At 44.5% G+C, this 20,650-nt stretch carries 19 protein-coding genes and 1 pseudogene; 10 read left to right on the top strand and 10 right to left on the bottom strand.

What is annotated here, in order from left to right; translation table 11 throughout:
• The first annotated feature begins 202 nt into the window (after positions 1–202).
• Both Len3610_RS20050 and Len3610_RS20055 read left to right on the top strand, forming a co-directional pair.
• Entirely contained in the window at positions 203–391 is a 189-nt protein-coding gene (locus tag Len3610_RS20050; protein ID WP_176449472.1) for a hypothetical protein, read from the top strand.
• Between the two features lie 229 nt (positions 392–620).
• Entirely contained in the window at positions 621–1,292 is a 672-nt protein-coding gene (locus Len3610_RS20055; RefSeq protein ID WP_176449473.1) for a hypothetical protein, read from the top strand.
• Between the two features lie 290 nt (positions 1,293–1,582).
• On the opposite strand, the gene Len3610_RS20060 is transcribed toward Len3610_RS20055, so the two are convergent.
• The 7 genes from Len3610_RS20060 to kynU all read right to left on the bottom strand — a co-directional run bounded on the left by Len3610_RS20060 (position 1,583) and on the right by kynU (position 8,491).
• Complete coding sequence (locus Len3610_RS20060; RefSeq protein ID WP_176449474.1) at positions 1,583–2,119, bottom strand: hypothetical protein; 537 nt, start codon at positions 2,117–2,119, stop codon at positions 1,583–1,585.
• A gap of 22 nt (positions 2,120–2,141) precedes the next feature.
• On the bottom strand, positions 2,142–2,684 hold the full coding sequence (locus tag Len3610_RS20065) for a CBO0543 family protein (protein ID WP_176449475.1): 543 nt from the start codon (positions 2,682–2,684) through the stop codon (positions 2,142–2,144).
• Between the two features lie 86 nt (positions 2,685–2,770).
• Complete coding sequence (locus tag Len3610_RS20070) at positions 2,771–4,114, bottom strand: CoA-disulfide reductase (RefSeq protein WP_176449476.1); 1,344 nt, start codon at positions 4,112–4,114, stop codon at positions 2,771–2,773.
• A 204-nt stretch (positions 4,115–4,318) separates the two neighbouring features.
• On the bottom strand, positions 4,319–5,653 hold the full coding sequence (locus Len3610_RS20075) for a sodium-dependent transporter (protein WP_176449477.1): 1,335 nt from the start codon (positions 5,651–5,653) through the stop codon (positions 4,319–4,321).
• A gap of 82 nt (positions 5,654–5,735) precedes the next feature.
• The gene (gene kynA, locus Len3610_RS20080; RefSeq protein WP_176449478.1) at positions 5,736–6,572 is read right to left on the bottom strand and encodes a tryptophan 2,3-dioxygenase; all 837 of its coding nucleotides are present in this window, start codon (positions 6,570–6,572) and stop codon (positions 5,736–5,738) included.
• 12 nt (positions 6,573–6,584) lie between these two features.
• On the bottom strand, positions 6,585–7,220 hold the full coding sequence (gene kynB / locus Len3610_RS20085) for an arylformamidase (protein ID WP_176449479.1): 636 nt from the start codon (positions 7,218–7,220) through the stop codon (positions 6,585–6,587).
• On the bottom strand, positions 7,220–8,491 hold the full coding sequence (kynU, locus tag Len3610_RS20090; RefSeq protein ID WP_176449480.1) for a kynureninase: 1,272 nt from the start codon (positions 8,489–8,491) through the stop codon (positions 7,220–7,222). Before kynU ends, kynB begins: the two co-directional genes overlap by 1 nt.
• Before the next feature lie 122 nt (positions 8,492–8,613).
• Here kynU and Len3610_RS20095 point away from each other — a divergent pair, with 122 nt between their 5' ends.
• The 8 genes and pseudogenes from Len3610_RS20095 to Len3610_RS20125 all read left to right on the top strand — a co-directional run bounded on the left by Len3610_RS20095 (position 8,614) and on the right by Len3610_RS20125 (position 16,302).
• A complete protein-coding gene (locus Len3610_RS20095) occupies positions 8,614–8,793 on the top strand; it encodes a hypothetical protein (RefSeq protein ID WP_176449481.1) in 180 nt (59 codons plus the stop codon).
• 298 nt (positions 8,794–9,091) lie between these two features.
• Complete coding sequence (locus tag Len3610_RS20100) at positions 9,092–10,270, top strand: LL-diaminopimelate aminotransferase (protein WP_176449482.1); 1,179 nt, start codon at positions 9,092–9,094, stop codon at positions 10,268–10,270.
• Positions 10,271–11,938, top strand: a complete 1,668-nt coding sequence (locus Len3610_RS20105; RefSeq protein WP_176449483.1) for a thiamine pyrophosphate-dependent enzyme — start codon at positions 10,271–10,273, stop codon at positions 11,936–11,938. It abuts the gene before it with no gap.
• A 33-nt stretch (positions 11,939–11,971) separates the two neighbouring features.
• Entirely contained in the window at positions 11,972–13,468 is a 1,497-nt protein-coding gene (locus tag Len3610_RS20110) for an aldehyde dehydrogenase family protein (RefSeq protein ID WP_176449484.1), read from the top strand.
• A gap of 172 nt (positions 13,469–13,640) precedes the next feature.
• Positions 13,641–14,813: a saccharopine dehydrogenase family protein gene (locus tag Len3610_RS20115; protein ID WP_176449761.1), complete on the top strand. Its 1,173-nt coding sequence runs from the start codon at positions 13,641–13,643 to the stop codon at positions 14,811–14,813.
• Between the two features lie 114 nt (positions 14,814–14,927).
• Positions 14,928–15,035 (top strand): annotated as a pseudogene (locus Len3610_RS21400) (helix-turn-helix domain-containing protein); the annotation flags it as partial.
• Between the two features lie 159 nt (positions 15,036–15,194).
• Positions 15,195–15,677 (top strand): IclR family transcriptional regulator, encoded by a 483-nt coding sequence (locus Len3610_RS21405; protein ID WP_255259714.1) that lies wholly within the window; start codon positions 15,195–15,197, stop codon positions 15,675–15,677.
• Positions 15,678–15,984: 307 nt separating this feature from the next.
• On the top strand, positions 15,985–16,302 hold the full coding sequence (locus tag Len3610_RS20125; protein WP_176449485.1) for a DUF3870 domain-containing protein: 318 nt from the start codon (positions 15,985–15,987) through the stop codon (positions 16,300–16,302).
• Positions 16,303–17,192: 890 nt separating this feature from the next.
• Here the strand turns inward: Len3610_RS20125 and Len3610_RS20130 are convergent.
• From Len3610_RS20130 to Len3610_RS20140, 3 genes are all read right to left on the bottom strand, one after another.
• The gene (locus tag Len3610_RS20130) at positions 17,193–17,393 is read right to left on the bottom strand and encodes a helix-turn-helix transcriptional regulator (RefSeq protein ID WP_176449486.1); all 201 of its coding nucleotides are present in this window, start codon (positions 17,391–17,393) and stop codon (positions 17,193–17,195) included.
• A gap of 490 nt (positions 17,394–17,883) precedes the next feature.
• Entirely contained in the window at positions 17,884–19,335 is a 1,452-nt protein-coding gene (locus tag Len3610_RS20135) for an NAD-dependent succinate-semialdehyde dehydrogenase (protein WP_176449487.1), read from the bottom strand.
• A gap of 111 nt (positions 19,336–19,446) precedes the next feature.
• The gene (locus Len3610_RS20140) at positions 19,447–20,649 is read right to left on the bottom strand and encodes an acyl-CoA dehydrogenase family protein (protein ID WP_176449488.1); all 1,203 of its coding nucleotides are present in this window, start codon (positions 20,647–20,649) and stop codon (positions 19,447–19,449) included.
• Position 20,650 lies beyond the last annotated feature (1 nt).

Below are 20,650 nucleotides of genomic sequence, written 5' to 3' on the forward strand. Positions count from 1 at the left end.
TCATACTGTCCGGGTGGTACGCCATCCAGTCTTTCTAATCGTGCTTGTCCAGTGGTATCGGACTCCCTTAACAAATAATAAAAGGAATTCTTAAAAGTCATATTATGTTCTTATCCATCTGTGCTATACTGAAAGCAGCCAATGGGAGGCGAGTGGGTGAGCTGGTGCGATACTATCGGTACTTCGTCATGGACAGGAGCACTTGCAGGCAGAAATCGATGGGATAAACGTATCAAATGCTAACGAGTTTGGCTCCTTAAAAGAGGAAATAAGTGATATGTCTGCCAATATTGTGCTTCTCGTGATGAATCGTGGAAAAACAAAACGAATATCTACCGAATGCAAAAAACATTGGGGATGCAGTAAAAATAGAAATAAAAATCCTGATTAAAATTCCCAATGATGATACTTCAATGCACAACACTGCAAAAAACCTGATTGACTGCAAAAAATTCTCTCCTTGGTCTTACCCCAAATAGCGGTCATCATCAATGTCAGGCTGAAATATCACAAGAAAAGGATTTTCCTGAATTTGTATTTTCTCTGATTTTATGTTTAATTTATATGGTATTACGGAAAATATAAAAAGATATAATATATAAACAGAAGGAGGTATCAGAATGAAATTATTTCAGGTCAGGAAGGGTCAGTTTGTTTATTATAAAAATGAACTTCATAAGGTATATTCAGTAAAGCCGATGTTCAAGCAATCTGTACACCTCTATCGCTTAAAAGATATGCAGCAGGATATAACGAGTGCTAATAATATTGAACCGATCAGACCGAAACATAACGACACGTTCATCTTTTATGGAAAGCGATACACAATTGATAAAAACAAGAAACCGGAGTCAGGTGACTATATTTTGATTATTAAACCGGCACCTGATTTTCTTGACCATTACTCCCTTAATGAAATTGAAAAAGTAGACAATGTGGAAGACGGAAATGTTGTCACAACGCGGGATAATGGTGTTAAACACAGCGAATATGTTGTGTTGGTTCCGGGCAAAACTGATGACAGTGAAGATATAGCTTACTATGATAAAGCACTTGTCACGGAAGCACAGCTTGAGGAAGATGAAGCGGCTGGTGTTTTGGCAGAGAACGATAATTTCGACAGGCCTGTTGTCGGTGATATTTATCTTGATCTTCAAAATCAGACAAAAGCAATGATTGTTGCCGTCACAGATGAAGAGGTATTTCTTGGACATAATTCTAAGGTGCATATGCAGGATCTGCTGGATGAAGATCAATACAGGCTTGTTTATCGGTTTGATGAAGGATTTTAAAAAATTCCCTAATCGTTTCCCTTGAAATAATTTGACTGCCAATATTAATAAAAAGAAGCGCCAAATGTTTCTATGTAGTTCATTACGGTGGAGAAAAAATAAAATCACATAATATTAGCGTACTAAATCACCTAACATTTAGTACGCTATTTTTTCTTGTCGTAACAATGTTTGTATGAATAATTTAATGGTTTATCATTTGTATTAACACTGTAAATAACAAAATGACAATTTTTATAGTCATTCCCTTATGTGTGTAAGAAGAAGAGGAGAAATACCCCATTGATTAGTCAGTTGTCAGTCTGATGGTTACTGTTTCGCTGCTTACGATTTTCAGCAAATCTTTCAATCAGATGGCCAATGACAGCTCCAATAACTCCGAAAAATAATCCGCTAAAAACTGGAAATGCAAGGAATTGGAGTGCCTTCACCTGATATAAATGATGTGTCGTGAGTCCGATATTCATTCCGGTGGTCAAGCCGAAGAAAAGCCCGGTAAAATAAACTTTCTTCAGTTCTTTTTGATGCTCTTGCCTGTATGTGACAGCCTTTGCCTTGTTATATGCCTGCCATAATGAAAATGCAAACACCGACGGGTAAAACAACCCCCACTCATAATCAATAATATCATGTGCCATTTCAAAGTCCCCATGAAATGAGTGCATCAATGCGATATTTAAGTTGGAGTATAAATTTATTATGATTTCCCAGGCCACCAGCAATAGGCCGAGTAAGTAATCCCGATTATACAGCTGTCCAAACCCCGGTAATGCAAATGACCATAGCATCGCTGCCACTGGAGATTTGCATGTGTCATCTTTTTTCATTCAAGTCCTTCTTTTCCAATGTTTATTTAGGGTAAACTGTATTTTGTTTTAACAATGTGCTTCGCTTTTTTTTCAACTTATTGATTAGGGCAAAGCGCGGGTTGGAAAATTTTCTAATAAACGCTATAAACCCCCGTTCAATCCATAGAAACGCTGTTATTGACGTTAAATTGTAGAACCAGTTCCATTTTCGCCAAATAACTAAATTCGTACGTTTTTCCAATTGATACTCCACGATTGTCATCGGGATACTGAACATAAACGATTTTAGCATGGCCATCCAAAACCCCGATTTATATGAAAACTGATTGTATAAGACCCCTATATTTGGGAGCAATAAATAGTCAAAGAGTAAGCTTATGTCCAGCTTTTTAAGTATTTGGTTGGGATAGCGTACCAGTTTATGGGCTGTCACGTATAAGTCCAGCATACCTGCTAAAAATCCAGCCAGCAAAAAGACAATCGTCCAGTCCTTCCGGGGGCGTTTTCTAAACCAAACGGGAATCATGCCTAAACCGAGCAACGTTAACAGACCCAGAAAAATTTTCTCAAAGTGGTGTTTCATTCTATCCTCCTAAATACTAGCCTTTTTTTATCCTTTAACAAAACATGATAAATATGTATTTCAAGTGCTTGAGGCTAAAACAGCCGTTATGACTTCAATTTACTCACAGCCTTATAACCGATGACATTTATAGGGTCCTTTGGTGACGAGTATGGCGGTGCATAAGCCAGCTCCAATTCGGGTAGTGCATGAACCGTCATTTTCCCTTTCATAGCTGTTGCCAGCACAGCTAAACGTTTATCAGCACCTTCTCTCCCAATGACCTGAGCGCCATATAGGCGTCCTGTCTTTTCATCAAAAAGTATTTTTATGCAAATTTTCTCAGCGCCGGGATAATAGCCGGCATGGGATAAGGCCTCATGTGTAACCTCTTTGTAAGCAATGCCTAAATGATCCAGCACGGCTTGATTCAAACCTGTTGAACCTACTGTTAGATCAAACACTTTGAAAATAGCCGACCCTTGTATTCCTGTGTATTCAATCCTGTCACCTTGAAGATGACTGGCTGCGATGAAAGCCTGACGGTGTGCTGGCCCCGCAAGTGCAACATGTCTTGGTGTACCGGTCAGAAAGTCGTTTGTTTCAACAACATCCCCTACAGCATAAATATCGGGATCGCTCGTTTGCATATACTCATTTACCTTGACAGCCCCTGTTTCTCCGATTTCGAGTTCACAGTCTCTGGCCAGTTTTGTATTGGGCCGGATTCCAACAGCTAGTATTGTCATATCTGCCTGCAAATTTTTTCCGCTGCCTAAATGCAACGTTGTACCGTTATTCGAAAATGAAGCGAGTTCATCATTTAAAATAAGATGAACGCCTTTGGCAGCTAAGTGATCCTCGATAATCGATGCCATATCTTTATCAACCAGTTTCATGGCCTGTTCAGAACGGTCGATTACCGTACAGTCAATATTGAGCGCTCTCAAATTTTCGACCATTTCCAACCCGACAAAACCGGCACCGATAATTGCACAGGTTTTTGGTTCATGTGTTTGTATAAAGCTATGAATGGCATCCATGTCCGGAATGGTGTGAAGTGTAAACACGCGCTCATCATTAAGTCCTTCCAGGTCAGGCTTAATGGCGGAAGCGCCCGGTGTCAGAACGAGTTTATCATAAGATGACTCGTGCTCCCCTGACATATCTCGGTATGTTACGTGCTTGTTTTGTCGATCAATGGCTGTAACCTCTGTATTGGTTTGGACGTTTATGTTGTATTTTTCGGCAAATTTATCGCTGTTCACGAGCAGGTGCTTTCGCTTCTCAACAACACCACCGATGAAATAGGGCATACCACACGTTGAAAAAGCGATATGCTGATCTTTATTAAACAAGGTGATTTCAGAATCGTTATCATCACGCCGGAGTTGAGCTGCAATGTTGGCCCCGCCGGCAACACCTCCGACAATTACTATTTTTTCAGCCAATGTTATAACCTCCTCCATGGTAAAATTCCCTTTAAAAGTCATTTTAACCTATAAATGCTAAAGTTCACGATCAATATGCTGAAGTTCACAAGAAAAGTGCTAAAGTTCATTCCAAATTCGCTAAAGTTCACAATTAATTCGCTAAAGTTCACAATTAAATCCTTAACATATGAAAAAAGGAAGCCTGTCGTGCAGACTTCCATGTTAAATAATCCCTAATGTGTTTAAAAATACGATAACGATGGTGAGGGGGACAACCCACCGCATGACTTGGAACCATAATTGATAGGTTCCGGATGACAGGTTGTTTCCATATGAAAATTCCTGTTTAATCAGGGTACGATCCATTTTAATCCCGATGAATAAAGCCATCAATAGACATCCGCCAGGGAGCATGATGTTACTGACAAGGAAGTCACTGGCATCAAAGACGGTCAGGCCAAATAGTTTAAAATTTGCCAGCGTACTGGAAGACAGGGCGGCAGGAATCCCTGCAATAAAGACGACAAGTCCGGCGATCCAGACGACTTTGGTTCGCGAATAGTTTTTTCTGGCAGTGATCGCTGATGCAATAATCTCCAGCATGCTGAATGCCGAGGTGAAAATAGCAAACAGGAATAATAATAGGAATAAACTCAGGAACACTTCACCGAATGGCATTTGCGCGAATGCTTCCGGCAATACCATAAATAGCAGCCCAGGTCCTTCTTCCGGTTCCAGTCCGAATGAAAAGACAACAGGGAAAATCGCCAGCCCGGCTAAAAGCGATACAAAAATATTCATGATTGAAACAGAAGCCGCCGAAAATGGCAGGCTCACATCTTTTCCGAGATAGGAACTGTATGTCACCATCACGGAGAAACCTACTGCCAGGGCAAAAAAGGATTGACCCAGTGCATATAAAATACCCTCTGCTGTGATTTGGGAAAAGTCCGGCTGCAGGAAGAACTTAAGCCCCTCAGCTGCGCCTTCAAAGGTTACGGACCGGATGACCAATATAATAAAAAAGATAAATAATAATGGCATCATCACTTTACTTGCTTTTTCAATCCCGTCTTTAATACCAAAGGAAACAATGATGACTGAGATGATTAAAAACAATCCCAGCCCGGAAATGGCGAGGAGCGGTTCACCGGTAATCATCCCAAATAATTGTTCATAATCGGCGTTGTCGGTAATGACGGAGCCAAAAAGCGACATAGCGCTGTATATGAGGACCCATCCGCCGACAACACTGTAAAATGACAGCAGGATAAATGCGCCGGCGACACCCCAGTAGCCAATGACCCGCCATCCGCTTCCGGGAGCCAGTTTCTTATAGGCACTGACAGCCTCTTCCTGGGCACCACGCCCGATAATAAATTCGGCGATCAACAAGGGGAGTCCGATGACTAACGTAAAAATAATAAACAGCAGGAAAAAGGCACCGCCGCCATTCATACCGGTCATGTAAGGAAATTTCCAGATGGCGCCAAGACCGATTGCCGCGCCTGCTGATGATAAGATAAAACCTATTTTGGTTGACCATTGATCACGCATAATTGATTCCTTTCCACTTTAAAAATGTAACCTATATTATATACCATTTCGGGGACCATCCACAATCACATGCTGAACTGAGTTATAGTTTACTCCTGAGCTCCCATAATTCCGGAAAGAAATAATGATTCAGCACCTGTTTCAAATAACCGACACCAGATGAGCCGCCGGTACCTGTTTTATGGCCGATGATCCGTTCCACCGTTTTCATATGCCGGAAGCGCCACTGCTGGAACCAGTCTTCAATGTCGACCAGCTTTTCGGCTAGTTCATACAGCTCCCAGTAGACTGACACGTTCCGGTACACATCCATCCATGCTTTCTCGACAGAGGCATTTTTTTCGTATGTTTTGGAAAAATCACGGTCGAGAACCGCCTGATCAATCGCAAATCCATGGCGGGATAAAGCCCGGATCGCAACGTCATAAAGGCCCGGTTTGCAGTAGGCATCCTCTAAAATAGCATAAAGTTCGGGTTCCTTTTTATAAATCTTTAAAATATGCGGCGTTTTATAGCCTAAAACAAACTCGACCAGACGGTACTGATAGGATTGGAAGCCCGACGCATTACCGAGCTTATCGCGGAATTCCATATACTCGGCAGGTGTCAGGGTAGCCAGCACATCCCAGGCGTGAATGATCTGCGACTGTATTTTTGAGACACGCGCGAGCATTTTGAAGGAGGCCCTCAGGTTATCCTGTTCGATCGCTTCAATCGCGCCTTTGGTTTCGTGGATGATCAGCCTAAGCCAAAGTTCACTGACCTGGTGAATAATGATAAAAAGCATTTCATCATGATGATTGGAAAGGCGTTTTTGGCTGTCAAGCAGATAGTCGAGTTGCAGGTAGTCCCCATACGTCATGTTCTCCACAAAATCAGTGTGGATGCTTTTTTCATTTTCAAATGGATTGTCACGCATTCAGGATCCCTCCTATTCGTCGATTGACCGCAATACGGCACGGACCGGGCTGCCATCAGCACCAGCAATGGCAAGCGGCAGTGCAACCAGCTCATAATGTCCGGACTGCACGTGATCAAGCATCAGGTTTTCCAGAATAAAAATATCATGACGATACAGCGCATGATGAGCAGGCAGATCCTTACTTTCGGGTGGGTCAACGGATGGCAAATCTACGCCGAGCAATGTGACACCATGTCCGGATAAAAATTCTGCGGCACTTGGGTCAAGTTCCGGCATATGATTGGGAAAACGTTTCGGATTGTTTGGCAATGACGTCCGTAGTAAAACACGTGATGCGCCTTGCAGATCAAATGGCTTCAATGTTTCTGCCGTGATTTTTTCCGTATGGCTGACGTCAATGACAACGGCCCTGCCGATATACAAATCCAAATCCAGCTGATCCACCGTTTTCCCGCTCGAATCATAGTGGAACGGTGCATCAATATGTGTGCCGGTATGAACACTGCCGGTGATTTGTCCGACATTGACCGATCCGGTTTGTGCTTTTGTATAAGTCAATGCGTAGTCAAATGGCGTATCCCCGGGAAAGTGTGCCATGTCCTGCGTCAGCGGCTGTGTAATATCGATCCATTTTGCTTGTGGCATCAGGCAATGATCCCCCTTTCGTTTTCAAAATATTTATAACGCTCTTCGTCCATGATGGTTTTCAGGATTTGAATGGTCTCCCATACGTCTGTAAACGTGTTGTACAATGCGACAGGTGCCAGGCGGATGCCGTTTGGTTTGCGGAAATCAGGTATCACGCCGTCTGCTTTTAGTGCTTTGCAAATCCGGGCTGCATCAGGATGTTCGAGAAATACGTGTCCGCCGCGTTCGGTTTCACTTTTCGGATTGGCGATGGTAAATCCATAACCGGTTAGTTCACTTTCAATCAATTCCATTAAATAGTGTGTGAGCAGAAGTGATTTTTGCCGGATGTTAGCAATGCCGGCTTTCGTAAACATCTCCAGTGAACCGAGCAGCGGGGCAGCACTTAACAGGTGTGGCGTGCCAATTTGATAGGCACCGGCATTCTGAGCTGGTGTCAGTGTATGCTCCATATCAAATTGTTTTTCTTTCGATGAACTGAACCACCCGGCAAGCCCCGGTTCATGCCCGAAATGTTTCCGGTTCACATAAAGACCGGCGACACTTCCGGGACCGGCGTTTAAATGTTTGTACGTGCACCAGAGGGCAAAGTCGACGCCCCAGTCTGACAACTGATGCGGAACCGATCCGATTGAATGGCAGAGATCAAAACCGATTGGGATGCCGCGTTTGTGCGCTTCATGAGTTAATGTTTTCATATCAAGCACCTGACCGCTTCGGTAGAGGACAGCGGGAAGAACGATCAAGGCAACGTCATCCGTCATCGCGCTGACAATGTCCCTGGTATCCAGTATGTTGCCATCTTTGCTTTCAACCTGGATGAGATGGTCATCCGGATCATAGCCTTTCAGTTGCAGCTGGCTTTTCAGGGCGTAAATGTCGGAAGGGAAATTTAAAGCGTCAGCCAGGATTTTTGTTCGTGTTCCCCCAGGTTTATAAAAACTGGCACTTAGCTGATGCAGATTTGTCGTCGTTGAACCGGTTACAACGACTTCTTTAGCTTCGGCTCCTATTAAAGGAGCACTCATCGCACCCAATTTTTCGGACAGGTAATACCAGGGCTCATCACCTTCTGTCCATCCGTCAATCGCATACTGTTTCCATGATTTAACCATATCTTCAATAGCCTGTTCTGCGCGTTTTGATAACAGGCCCAGTGAATTGCCGTCCAAGTATATGGTGTCATGTGGTATATAAAATTCATCCCGGAACTTTGCCAGTTTATCTTGCTGGTCTAAATTGGCTGCATAAGCTTTTTCAGTATTCATGATAGCACCCCATTTACGAGAATTGGTGGATTTCTTTAATCATAACAATGAAATGGGCTATTTGGAATGTTTAATTTTGAAAGGGGAGTCAGCGGGATTTTGAGGGATGGGGCGAGCAAATAGTGACAACATGGGCGGGAAATCACGAAACATGGGCAAGAAAATCGGAAATATGGGCGTGTGAAACAAAACATGGGCTCGTAAATCAAAACATGGGCGTGAAATCGAAAATATGGGCGCAAAACCACAAATATGGGCGTGAAATTGAAAACATGGGCTCAAAAGCACAAACATGGGCGTGAAATCGAAAATATGGGCGCAAAACCACAAACATGGGCGAGAAATCGAAAACATGGGCTCATAAATCAAAACATGGGCGCAAAAGCACAAACATGGGCAGGAAACCCGGAAATATGGGCGCGAAACCACGAACATGGGCGGCAGAAGGGAAACTTGTGCCGCAGAATAAGCGCAGGTCAGTGATCAGAACCTTTTCATCAGTTTAAATTAAAAAATCATTGCAATTTTTCAAATGGTCATTTACACTGACAGCAGATAAATGAAATGGCATTTCACAAAATGAAACAGGGAGGATGCGGGATGTCTTTTGTCTCTGATAAAGTGAACAATTTGCCGCCATACTTATTTTCCGAAATTCAGCAGAAGAAAAGAGAGCTCCAGGCAAATGGCGTGGATGTGGTTGATTTAGGAATCGGCGCTCCGGACTTGCCGACACCAGAGTTTATTATTGACCGGCTGACAGAGGAATCCAAAGTAGCTGCCAATCATAGATATTCCACGTACAGCGGCATTAAAGAGTTCAGGGAAGCGGTGGCGCATTTTTACCAAAGACAATATGATGTTGAGTTGGATCCGGAAACAGAAGTGCTTGCTGTCATCGGATCAAAAGAGGGAATTGCAAATTTGATGCATGCTGCAATCAACCCTGGGGATACCGTTCTGGTTCCTGATCCCGGGTACCCGGTATATGGGCCTGCTGTTCATTTAGCCGGCGGGAAACGTGCTGCATTGCCACTGGATGATACAAACGGTTATGTACCGTTATATGACCAGGTTGATGACGACAGCATCGATCAGGCAAAATTAATCCTATTAAATTATCCCGGCAATCCAACAGCTGCAACCGCCAGCTATGAAACTTTTTTGGAAGCGATTGCATTCGCCGAGTCTAATAAGCTTCTGCTGGTGCATGATGCTGCATACGACATGATCACTTTCAACGGATATGAATCACCAAGTGTGATGCAGGTCCCGGGTGCTAAAGCGCATGCGGTGGAATTCGGTTCGCTGTCGAAAAGTTTCAATATGACCGGCTGGCGGATTGGCTATGTGGTTGGAAACAAGGAAGTCATCAAGGCGCTGGCAGCGTTTAAGAGCAATATTGATTCAAGTCAATTCATCCCAATCCAAAAAGCTGCCGCTGCTGCACTGAGAAGTGATTTTTTGGATGTAGAGGCGCATAACGCCATTTATCAGAAGCGTATGGAAAAATTGTATGCCGGTTTCCGGAAACTTGGCATTGAGGCAGACAAACCAAATGGCACCATCTTTCTGTGGGCAAAGGTTCCGGATGGGTTCACGTCCGTGTCGTTTGCCAATAAATTGCTGCACGAAGCAGGTGTTATTGTTACACCGGGAAACGCCTTTGGATCACTTGGTGAAGGATATTTCAGGGTAGCACTTACGGTCCCGGCTGAACGCCTGGAGGAAGTCATTGAACGCATGAAACAGTTAGATTTGAAGGAGGTGACGCGTTAAATGAAAACAAGTGCACGAACAACCAAAACGGTAACGGCTGCTCAGGCGATTGTTGAGTGTATGAAAATTGAAGGCATTCGTGAAGCATTTTGTGTACCCGGGGAGAGCTATTTGCCTTTAATGGATGCACTGCATGATGAGGAATCTATTAATCTGGTTTCAACAAGGCATGAAAGCGGTGCAGCCTTTATGGCAGAAGGTTATGCCAAGTCATCGTTAAAGCCGGGTGTTGTGATGGCGACACGCGGCGTTGGGGCATCCAATCTTTCCATTGGCGTGCATACCGCCTATCAGGATTCCACCCCGATGGTTGTGTTTTTGGGGCAGGTGCACAGCAAGTTCCGGGGAAGGGAAGGTTTTCAGGAAGTTGATCTTGATCGGTACTTCGGGCATATTGCCAAGTGGGCAGTGGAAGTAAAAGATCCGGAACGTATGACAGAGATTGTGCAGCGGGCGTTTCGGATAGCACAGACAGGAAGGCCAGGCCCTGTTGTCGTATCACTTCCTGAGGATGTCCTGCCTGCTGAGGCGGAGATGACATTTGGCCCAGCTGCAGTTAAACCGAAGCCAGTCCCGGCACAGGAGGAAATCACGCAGGTTGAGCAGTTGCTTTCTGCTGCCGACAAACCGCTGATCATTACCGGCGGGGGCGTAAAAAGTTCCCGGGCGGAAGAAGCTCTTGCAGCATTCGCCGAAAAATATCATTTGCCTGTCATTGCGGCATTTCGCAGACAAGATGCATTTCCGAACGATCACCCATTATATACCGGGCATTTAGGTCTTGGTACCAATCCGAAAATACTCAAGACTGTGGAAGAAGCGGATACGATTTTGGCAATCGGCACACGTTTATCCGAGGTAACAACACAGGATTACCGGATCATCACACCGGAGAAAACATTAATCCACATTGATATCAGTTACGATACGTTAGGAAAAGTATTTATGCCTGATGTTGGTATTGTCGCGGATTCAGAAAAAGCATTACAGGCATTAACCAATATGAACATCAAGGGTAACTGGCAAAATTGGGTGAATGAACGGCGTCGCGCTTTTGAAAGTGTAAGCAGTCTTGCTGTTTCGCATAAAGACGTCATCAACAAGCATATAGTGTCAGTGATGGCGGATATATTGCCGGACAACGCGCTCTTGACCAATGATGCCGGAAATTTTGCCGGTTGGATGCACGCCTTTTACCCGTTCAAGGAGAAGCACACATACGTTGGACCAACATCCGGTGCTATGGGCTATGGGTTGCCGGCAGCACTGGGGGCTAAGCTTGCCTTGCCGGATAAGCCCGTAATCGCGTTAGCCGGTGATGGCGGGTTCATGATGACCATGCAGGAACTCGAAACAGCTGTCAGATATCATATCCCGGTCATCGGCCTGGTGTTTAACAATCAAATGTACGGGACAATCCGGATGCATCAGGAAATGCAGTACCCTGAAAAAGTCATCGGAACCGATTTAGGGAGCGTCTCATTTAAAGATTTAGCCCAAAGCGTCGGAGCTGATGGTTATTCGGCAAGTACTGCTGGGGAATTTAGAGACGCATTCGAATCGGCGCTGCAAAAAAACGTACCGGCTGTGATTGAGATTATGACCGATAAGGAACAGATTTCTGTTTCTTCCACGATTACACAAATCCGTGATCGTGCACATAAATAGTTGATTCATTATCAATAATAGGAGGTATTTATTATGGCTCAAAACTTGCTTGAGACAAAGAGGCTGACCAACTTTATTAACGGCGAATGGGTGGAAACAAATGAATCAGCCCCAGTGGTTAACCCGGCAGACGGTGAAACAATTGTCAATGTCCCCCTTTCAAACAGCACAATGGTAGATAAAACTGCTGCAGCGGCAAAAAAAGCACAGAAAGAGTGGGCGCTTGTTCCCGCACCGCAAAGAGCTGAGGTGTTATTTAAAGTCGGCCAAATAATGAAAGAGCGCAAAGAACGCCTTTCACAGCTGCTGACGATGGAGAATGGCAAAGTCCTGGAAGAAGCACGCGGTGAAGTGCAGGAAGGCATCGACATGGCGTTTTATATGGCCGGAGAAGGGCGCCGCCTGTTCGGCCACACAACCCCGGCGGAGCTGCCGAATAAATTTTCCATGAGCCAGCGTGCTCCTGTTGGTGTCGTCGGAATCATTACGCCGTGGAACTTCCCGATTGCGATTGCGACGTGGAAGTCATTCCCGGCTATTGTGGCGGGGAATGCAGTCATCTGGAAGCCGGCAAGCGAAACACCAATCATGGCATATGAACTGGCGAAAATTTTGGAAGAAGCAGGCTTGCCGGAGGGTGTGCTGAATGTCGTATACGGCAAAGGCTCATCAGTCGGTGATGCCATGGTCCATCATGATGATATCCGGGTCATTTCCTTTACCGGATCCAATGAAACCGGCCGCAATATCGCAAGTGAATGCGGTAAACAATTGAAGAAGGTATCACTTGAAATGGGTGGAAAAAATGCGATCACGGTTATGGACGATGCCGATCTCGACTTGGCTGTTGAAGGTATTATCTGGAGCGCATATGGCACTAGCGGTCAGCGTTGTACAGCCGCCAGCAGGGTGATTGTGCATGAAGATGTGAAAGAACGGCTTGAAGAACGGCTGCTCGCCGAAATTGAAAAACTGACAATCGGCGACGGACTGGATGAATCAAACAAAGTCGGACCGATCATTAATGAGGCCGGACTGGAAAAAATCCGGAAATATATTCAAATTGGTAAGGAAGAAGGTGCCAAATTGGTTGCCGGCGGTTACGTGCTGGATGAGGGCAACTATGCAAAAGGTCATTATTTCGCACCGACTTTATTTACCGATTGCACAGCGAATATGCGCATCTCCCAGGAAGAAATCTTTGGTCCGGTCGTTTCGCTGATCCCGGTGAAAAGTTTTGAAGAAGCGATTGAAGTTAATAATGGTGTATCGTTCGGTCTGTCAAGCTCGATTTTCACAACAGACGCCAATCGCGTATTCAAAGCGCAGCGTGATCTCGATACGGGCATCGTGTACGTAAACGCCGGAACGACAGGTGCAGAAATACACCTGCCATTTGGTGGCACAAAAGGAACAGGTAATGGCCATCGTGATTCCGGCGTCCAGGCACTTGATGTGTTTACCGAGTGGAAAGCCGTTTACATCGATTACAGTGGTAAGCTCCAGCGTGCACAGATTGATACGGAATAAGCTACCGGAACCCAATCACGGCGAATGACAACTCGGAACGTCATTAAACTTAGTGAACGGCTGTTTCTCATGAATATGGAGATAATCAAATATACATGGGGAACAGTCCTCCTTAAAAGGGCGAAATACTGTGGAAAGATGGGAACATATTTTAGGCAGGGAGTGAATGCGTGTGAAGATAGGTGTATTGGGATCCGGGTTAATGGGTAAAGAAGCGGCGAGGGATTTAGTGTCCAGTGAGGGTGTGACAGCAGTCGGTCTCGCTGATATCGATATTGACATCGCGCAAAAAGTTGTTGATCAGTTAAATTCCCCAAAATTGACAGCTTATCAGGTCAATGCCAGGAATGAACAGGATCTTGGCAATTATATGCGCCAGTTTGACGTCATCATTAATGCTCTGTTTTACTCATTTAATGAAATCGTTGCTAAAACGGCCATTAACGTTGGGGTGAATGCCGTCGATTTAGGTGGGCATATTGGTCATGTTACCGATAAAGTCCTGGAACTGAAAGATGACGCCCAGGCTGCCGGCGTGACGTTAATTCCCGATTTGGGTGTTGCACCGGGCATGATTAATATTTTATCCGGTCACGGAGCAAGTAAACTTGATGAACTTGAAGAAATTAAACTGTATGTCGGTGGAATCCCGGTGAATCCGGAGCCGCCGTTTGAATACAACCACGTTTTCTCGATGGAAGGTGTTTTCGATCATTATACCGATCCGGCATTGATTATCCGTGACGGAATGAAACAGAAAATTAAATCCTTGAGTGAGGTGGAACGCGTCCACTTTGAAAAATTTGGCCCGCTTGAAGCATTCCATACCTCAGGCGGAACATCGACATTATCAATCTCATATCCGCAGTTGAGGACATTGGAGTATAAGACCATCCGCTATCCGGGTCATGCCGAGAAATTTAAACTGCTGGTGGATTTGAATCTGACCCGTATGGACTATTCGGTTGATGTGAACGGACAGGAAATCAATCCGAGGGAAGTATTGCTCAAAGTACTCGATCCGATTGTCGAACTTGGTGATAAGGATGATGTCGTGCTGCTGAGGGTGAAAGTCGGTGGAGAAAAAGACGGCGAGGCGTCGTTACATGAATTTGAAATGACGACATACAAAGACAGGGAACATAATGTGACGGCTATGGCCCGGGCTACTGCCAACACGATTTCAGTCGTCGCCCAAATGATCGCAAACGGCACGATTGGCAAACGTGGCGTCTATCCACCAGAGCAAATTGTTCCAGGTAAACCTTATATAGATGAAATGGCCAAACGCGGCGTGACGATTCATGAATTAACCAATAAAGAAAAAACGCATGTAACGAACTGATGAATGACCCGAGGCTGCTCTGAATTTAAGTGGCAGCCTTTTTTCTTATTATGATAACTGCAAGGAGTTTTCGCTATGATCAGAGTGTGATCAAGCTTTAAATTACTAAAAACTATTTTTTCAGCAGAAGCACCTGAATTAACGCTAAAAGATATTGCCAATAAGGCGGAGATCCCAAAGCCGACCGCCTATCGACTGTTATCAGCACTGGAATCCAGTGATTTTTTATATAAAACAAAGGAGAGCGAACATGACAGCAGATATCGTCTGGGACTTAAGCTGCTGGAACTTGGACAAATTGTTTCTGATCAGCTGGAAATTCGCAATGTCGCGCTACCATTTATGCAGGACCTGGCTGCGGATATTAATGAGGTAATCCACTTGGTTATCAGCAATCATGACGAAGCCACATATATTGAAAAAGTCGACAGCTCAAGAGCTTTGAGGCTGAATACACGCGTCGGGAAAAGCTCACCTCTTTATTTGGGGTCAGGCCCCAAGATGCTTTTGGCAAATAAATCCAGAGAAAGACAAGAAGAAATTTTAAATGAAAACGAATTGAATCCTCCTGTGAATCGCGGTATGATTGATAAAAAGAAGCTGCTTGAGGAACTGCAGAAGATTTATGAACAAGGCTATGCGTACAGTATCGGTGAACAGGATGCTGATACAACCGGAATTTCGTATCCAATCTATGATTATAGCAATCGAGTCATTGCAGCATTGGCAGTCAGCGGATTGTCCAGCCATTTTGAAGGAGAGAATCTGGAATGGTTAAAAGCTGAAACAAAGCTTACAGCTGAGACGATTTCCAGAAAACTCGGCTACCGCGGGCCGGATTTTTCCGGGTGTAACCGTCCGTAAAACTCAGTGAAGAAAAGCACTTCACCGAATGAAGTTTCACTTTATCCCGCATATAATGGACAGTAATCCGCCCAAGAACGGCGGCTAACTGTCCATAAATGTCCGATTCTGTTCAACTAACATTCAGTGAAGAAAAGCACTTCACCGAATGAAGTTTCACTTTATCCCGCATATAATGGACAGTAATCCGCCAAAGAACGGCGGTTAACTGTCCCTAAATGTCCGATTCTGTTCAACTAACAATCTGCGGGGAAAACCGCCCCGCAGAATGAAGTTTCACTTTATAGCTAAGGGGGAGATGATGGTGATGAATACGGTGTTTATTGCAGGACATGCCAGATTGCCATCCGGTATGGCGGCGAAGAGTATTTATGAGACACTGACGATAACAGCGGAAATTGATAAAAAATATGGTGTGATTGTAGCAGCCAATTGCACTCTGGCGACTGAACATGGCAGACAATTTGTTCATCAGCTATTAAGAGGACACAGCCTGCAGGACGGGGTGGACGGCCCTGCTGAAACGATGAAAGGGCATTATTTGGGAAAAGCCGGCAATGCACTTGTTTCGGCATTGCATGATTTGTACCGGCAGTACGAGCACTATCGGGAGACTCATCATTAGAAAATCCTGTTCACAAACAAAAGGGAAAAAATCTTAGCGAGGTATGATATAAAGATTGGGTATATTCCAAAGGAGCGAAAGTATATAGAACGTTTATTCGCTTTTTGGTATTCATTCATCAAAGTATATGGTAATATATTAATAACAACTACATAGGTATAGTGGGCGGTTGGCCATCTTTCCCTGTTCCTTTTGTCACGGTTACAATCCGGGAAAGGAGGTGGTCGGGTGACGACATAGGAGGCGTTTAGTTTAGTAGCGCAGTTCAACATTTCACTGGTAACTACTTTAACTTTAATTGTCTCGCTTGTCGTTTACCTGAACGAAAAAAAGTAATCGCCCCAAAGCCAAGGTCAGCGATTACTTCTTCAGGTAGACAAGCCAGACAGCTGGTCAACTGCGCTTTATGCAGTTTGTAGTTGCCGGTGCCGAGTGATTAACGCTACTCGGTACCTTATTTCTAAGTATATTATAAAATGAAATGTGTATACTGTCAATTTTTAGATCAGTAAACTAAGTCGAGGTTTGAATCTAAATACCCTTTCTTTTTAATATAACAATGCTGGTCCCCTGGATAATGAACATGAGGACGAATAATATCCACAAAAAATCTTTGTAGATTTGAAAGGACACTTCATGAACATGCTTACTGTAAAGTTCTAATAATACCCAGCCGACAGGAAAAATAGGAATTGAATATTGCATAGAAAGACTTAGGATTTTCTGACCCCTCTCATCTTTAGCTTCCTTACTCCAGTTGAATTTCCAAACAATAAACGCGCATATTAAAAAGATCGGGATTATTAAAAATATCTCTAATGCAATCATCACTGTCCTCCTCGTTATTATTTTTTATAAAAACAATTATGATTAGACATATATAAACCGCTTTATTCTTCTTCAAACTCAAAAACATCATCAATCGATTTCCCGAACACCTTCGCAACCTTAAAAGCCAATATCAATGAAGGGTTATATTTTTGATTTTCCATAGCTGTTATTGTTTGGCGGCTGACACCAACTTCTTCGGCTAATCGTTGCTGTGTCCACTTTTTTTCAGCCCTGCAAACCGCTATTCTATTGTTAAGCATGGCGTCTCCCCTTAGGACGATTATTTTGTCATCATATTATTTTTTGTTCAGTGTAAAGTATTCTATTCATAATGTGAAGCATTATATGCAAAAAGACAACTTAACTTTACGTTTATTATGGTTAGAAGAATGCACAAATATTGAAAGAAAACGTAATTTGGGGCGGAGAAGTCGTTTAAAATTTTTGGATGCAGGAATGCTGTTTAAGTAAATTTCATGCATCCAAGAATATTGATTGTCAGATTAATTGTGTATATCAAAGTTATAACCTGGCTGTTGCTTCAGAAGGGCGCAGGAACTCTATAAAATGATCTACAGCGATTTTCGCTCAACCTGCAGCGAATTCATTCGAATCTATAGCGTTTATTGACCGAACTACAGCGATTTCGGCATGATCTACAGCGTAGTTTTCAAATAATTTCCAAATAAAACAGAAAGCCGCATTCCTCCAGCAGGAAATGCGGCTATCAGTCTATAATCATTTATTTGTTCAGTTATCGATCCCCATCGATACATACTTCATCTCCAAAAATTCATCCATGCCGTGGTGGCCGCCTTCTTTGCCGACGCCGGACTGCTTGATGCCGCCGAATGGCGCTTCGGCTACGGCAGGGGTGACATCATTGACGCCGACTATGCCATAATCGAGTTTTTCCGAGACACGTACGGCACGGCTGGTCGTTTCAGTGAAAATATAAGCAGCGAGGCCGTAGTCGGTGTCATTTGCTTTGTCGATGACGGCATCCTCATCGTTGAAAACTTGTACTGGCATGATTGGTCCGAATGTTTCCTCGTTCATGACGAGCATGTCGTCAGTGACATTTGACAGAACAGTAGGCTGATAGAAATAACCGTCCAGGCCGCCGTTCCATTTATCACCGCCGCAGATGACTTCCGCTCCATTTTTAACGGCATTATCAAGGTGTTTCTCAACCTTTTGTAACGCTTGTTCATTAATCAGCGGCCCAAGTTTAACACCTTCCTCGGTACCGTCACCAATTTTAAGTTCCGCAACTTTTTCGGTCAGCTTTTCCTGAAAGGCGTCTTGGACCGACTCGTGGACGTAAACTCGGTTGGCACAAATACACGTTTGGCCGTTATTCCGGAATTTGCTGACGAGTGCCAGTGAAACAGCTTTATCAATATCTGCATCGTCAAATACAACAATTGGCGCGTGACCACCGAGCTCAAGCGATAACTTTTTAACATGATCAGCGCTTTCCCGCATCAGATGTTTGCCGACGTCGGTGGATCCGGTGAACGTCATCAGGCGCACATCTTTACTCTCTAACATCGTATTGCCGATTGCTTCGGCATCACCGGTCACCAGATTGACAACACCATTTGGCATGCCGGCTTGTTCGAGGATCTTGACGATTTCAATGGCTGACAGAGGTGTTTCCGGTGCCGGTTTCAAAACAATCGCACAACCAGCTGCAAGTGCCGGGGCGATTTTTCGGGTGATCATTGATGCAGGAAAGTTCCACGGTGTAATTGCACCCACCACACCAACAGGCTGCGGAATGACAAGCAGGCGCTTGGATTTAACGGATGACGGGATCCATTCGCCATACGCACGGCTTGCTTCTTCGGCATACCAGAGCAGGAAGCCCGCAGCGCCTTTGACCTCACCAATTGCTTCTTTTAGCGGTTTGCCTTGCTCAGTTGTCAAAATTTCACCGAGACGATCGGCATCTTCAAGCATCAGTTCGTGCGCTTTGTATAAAATACGCGATCTCTCACGGCCGGTCATGTCACGCCATGTTTTAAAGGCGCTTGATGCAGCTTGAATGGCGGCTTCGGTTTCTGCCTTTCCACCATAGGCTACTTCCGTGATCGGCTCAAGTGTTGCCGGATTATAGACCGTTTCTGTGTCCTGTTCGTCGACACTATGCCATTTCCCATCAATAAAAATGCTGTTTGTTTTATTTTTGAGCTTCATTTGAACCACTCCTAATAATATTTTACATGAAGAACGCAGAAGGACAGCAACGCAGGATCCTCCACGTGCCTCCTTCTGCTGTTCAGGCAGCCATTTTGTAAACAGCTTAACCTATACCTTTGCCCGTTCACCTTCCCATGCCGGGAGCATTTTGTTTAATGGTTTGTCTTCACGATAGCCTAATGCGTAGCCGGCTTGCATGATTGTGTGCACTTCACGTGTGCCTTCGTAAATAACCGGTGCTTTTGAATTACGTAAATAGCGCTCAACCGGATATTCGTCGGAATAGCCATAGGCACCGTGGACCTGGACGGCATCATCGGCAGCTTTGTTGGCAAAATCGCATGCCTGCCATTTCGCCATTGACGTTTCTTCCGTGTTGCGTTTTCCGGCATTTTTCAGTTCACCTGCGCGATAGACAAGCAGACTGCTCATTTCCAGACCTGCTTTCATCTTGGCAATCATTTGCTGGACAAGCTGGTGCTGGCCGATTGGTTTACCGAATGTTTCGCGTTCATTGGCGTATTTGACACTGGCCTCAAGACAGGCGCGGATCTGTCCGACAGCACCCGCAGCGACTGTGAATCGTCCGTTGTCAAGTGCGGCCATGGCAATTTTGAATCCCTCTCCTTCTTCACCAAGCAAATTTTCTTTCGGGACTTTAATATTATCGAAAAAGATTTCACCCGTGTTGCCGGAGCGGATTCCGAGCTTTCCTTTTGTTGCCTTTGATGCAAAACCTTCCCAGTCACGCTCAACAATAAATGCCGAAATGCCTTTATGGCGTTTTTCTTTATCAGTATAGGCAAATACAAGGAAGTGATCGGCTGTATCACATAAAGAGATCCATGATTTTGACCCGTTCAGGATGTAATGGTCACCATTTTTGACCGCTGTGGACTGGATGGCAGCTACGTCAGAACCGGCACCTGGCTCTGTCAGTCCGTAAGCGCCAACTTTCTCACCCTTGGCCTGTGGTGTGAGGTATTTTTGTTTTTGTTCTTCATTGCCCCATTGTAAAAGCGTCATGCTATTCAGGCCGGTATGAACGGAAACAGCTGTACGGAAAGCTGTGTCCCCGCGTTCAAGCTCTTCACAGACAATGGCAAGCGAATTGTAGTCCATGCCGCTCCCCCCATATTCTTCCGGAATGCAAACTCCCATCAGACCAAGATCAGCAAGCCTTTTCATAATCACAGGGTCGAATTTTCCTTCGCGGTCCCATTCGGCAATATAAGGCAAAATTTCTTTATCAACGAAGCTTCTGACTGTACTGCGCAGCATATCCTGTTCTTCTGAAAAATTAAAATCCATC

Origin of the sequence: Lentibacillus sp. CBA3610, from assembly GCF_013373365.1 — a bacterium.
Classification (GTDB): Bacteria; Bacillota; Bacilli; order Bacillales; family Amphibacillaceae; genus Lentibacillus.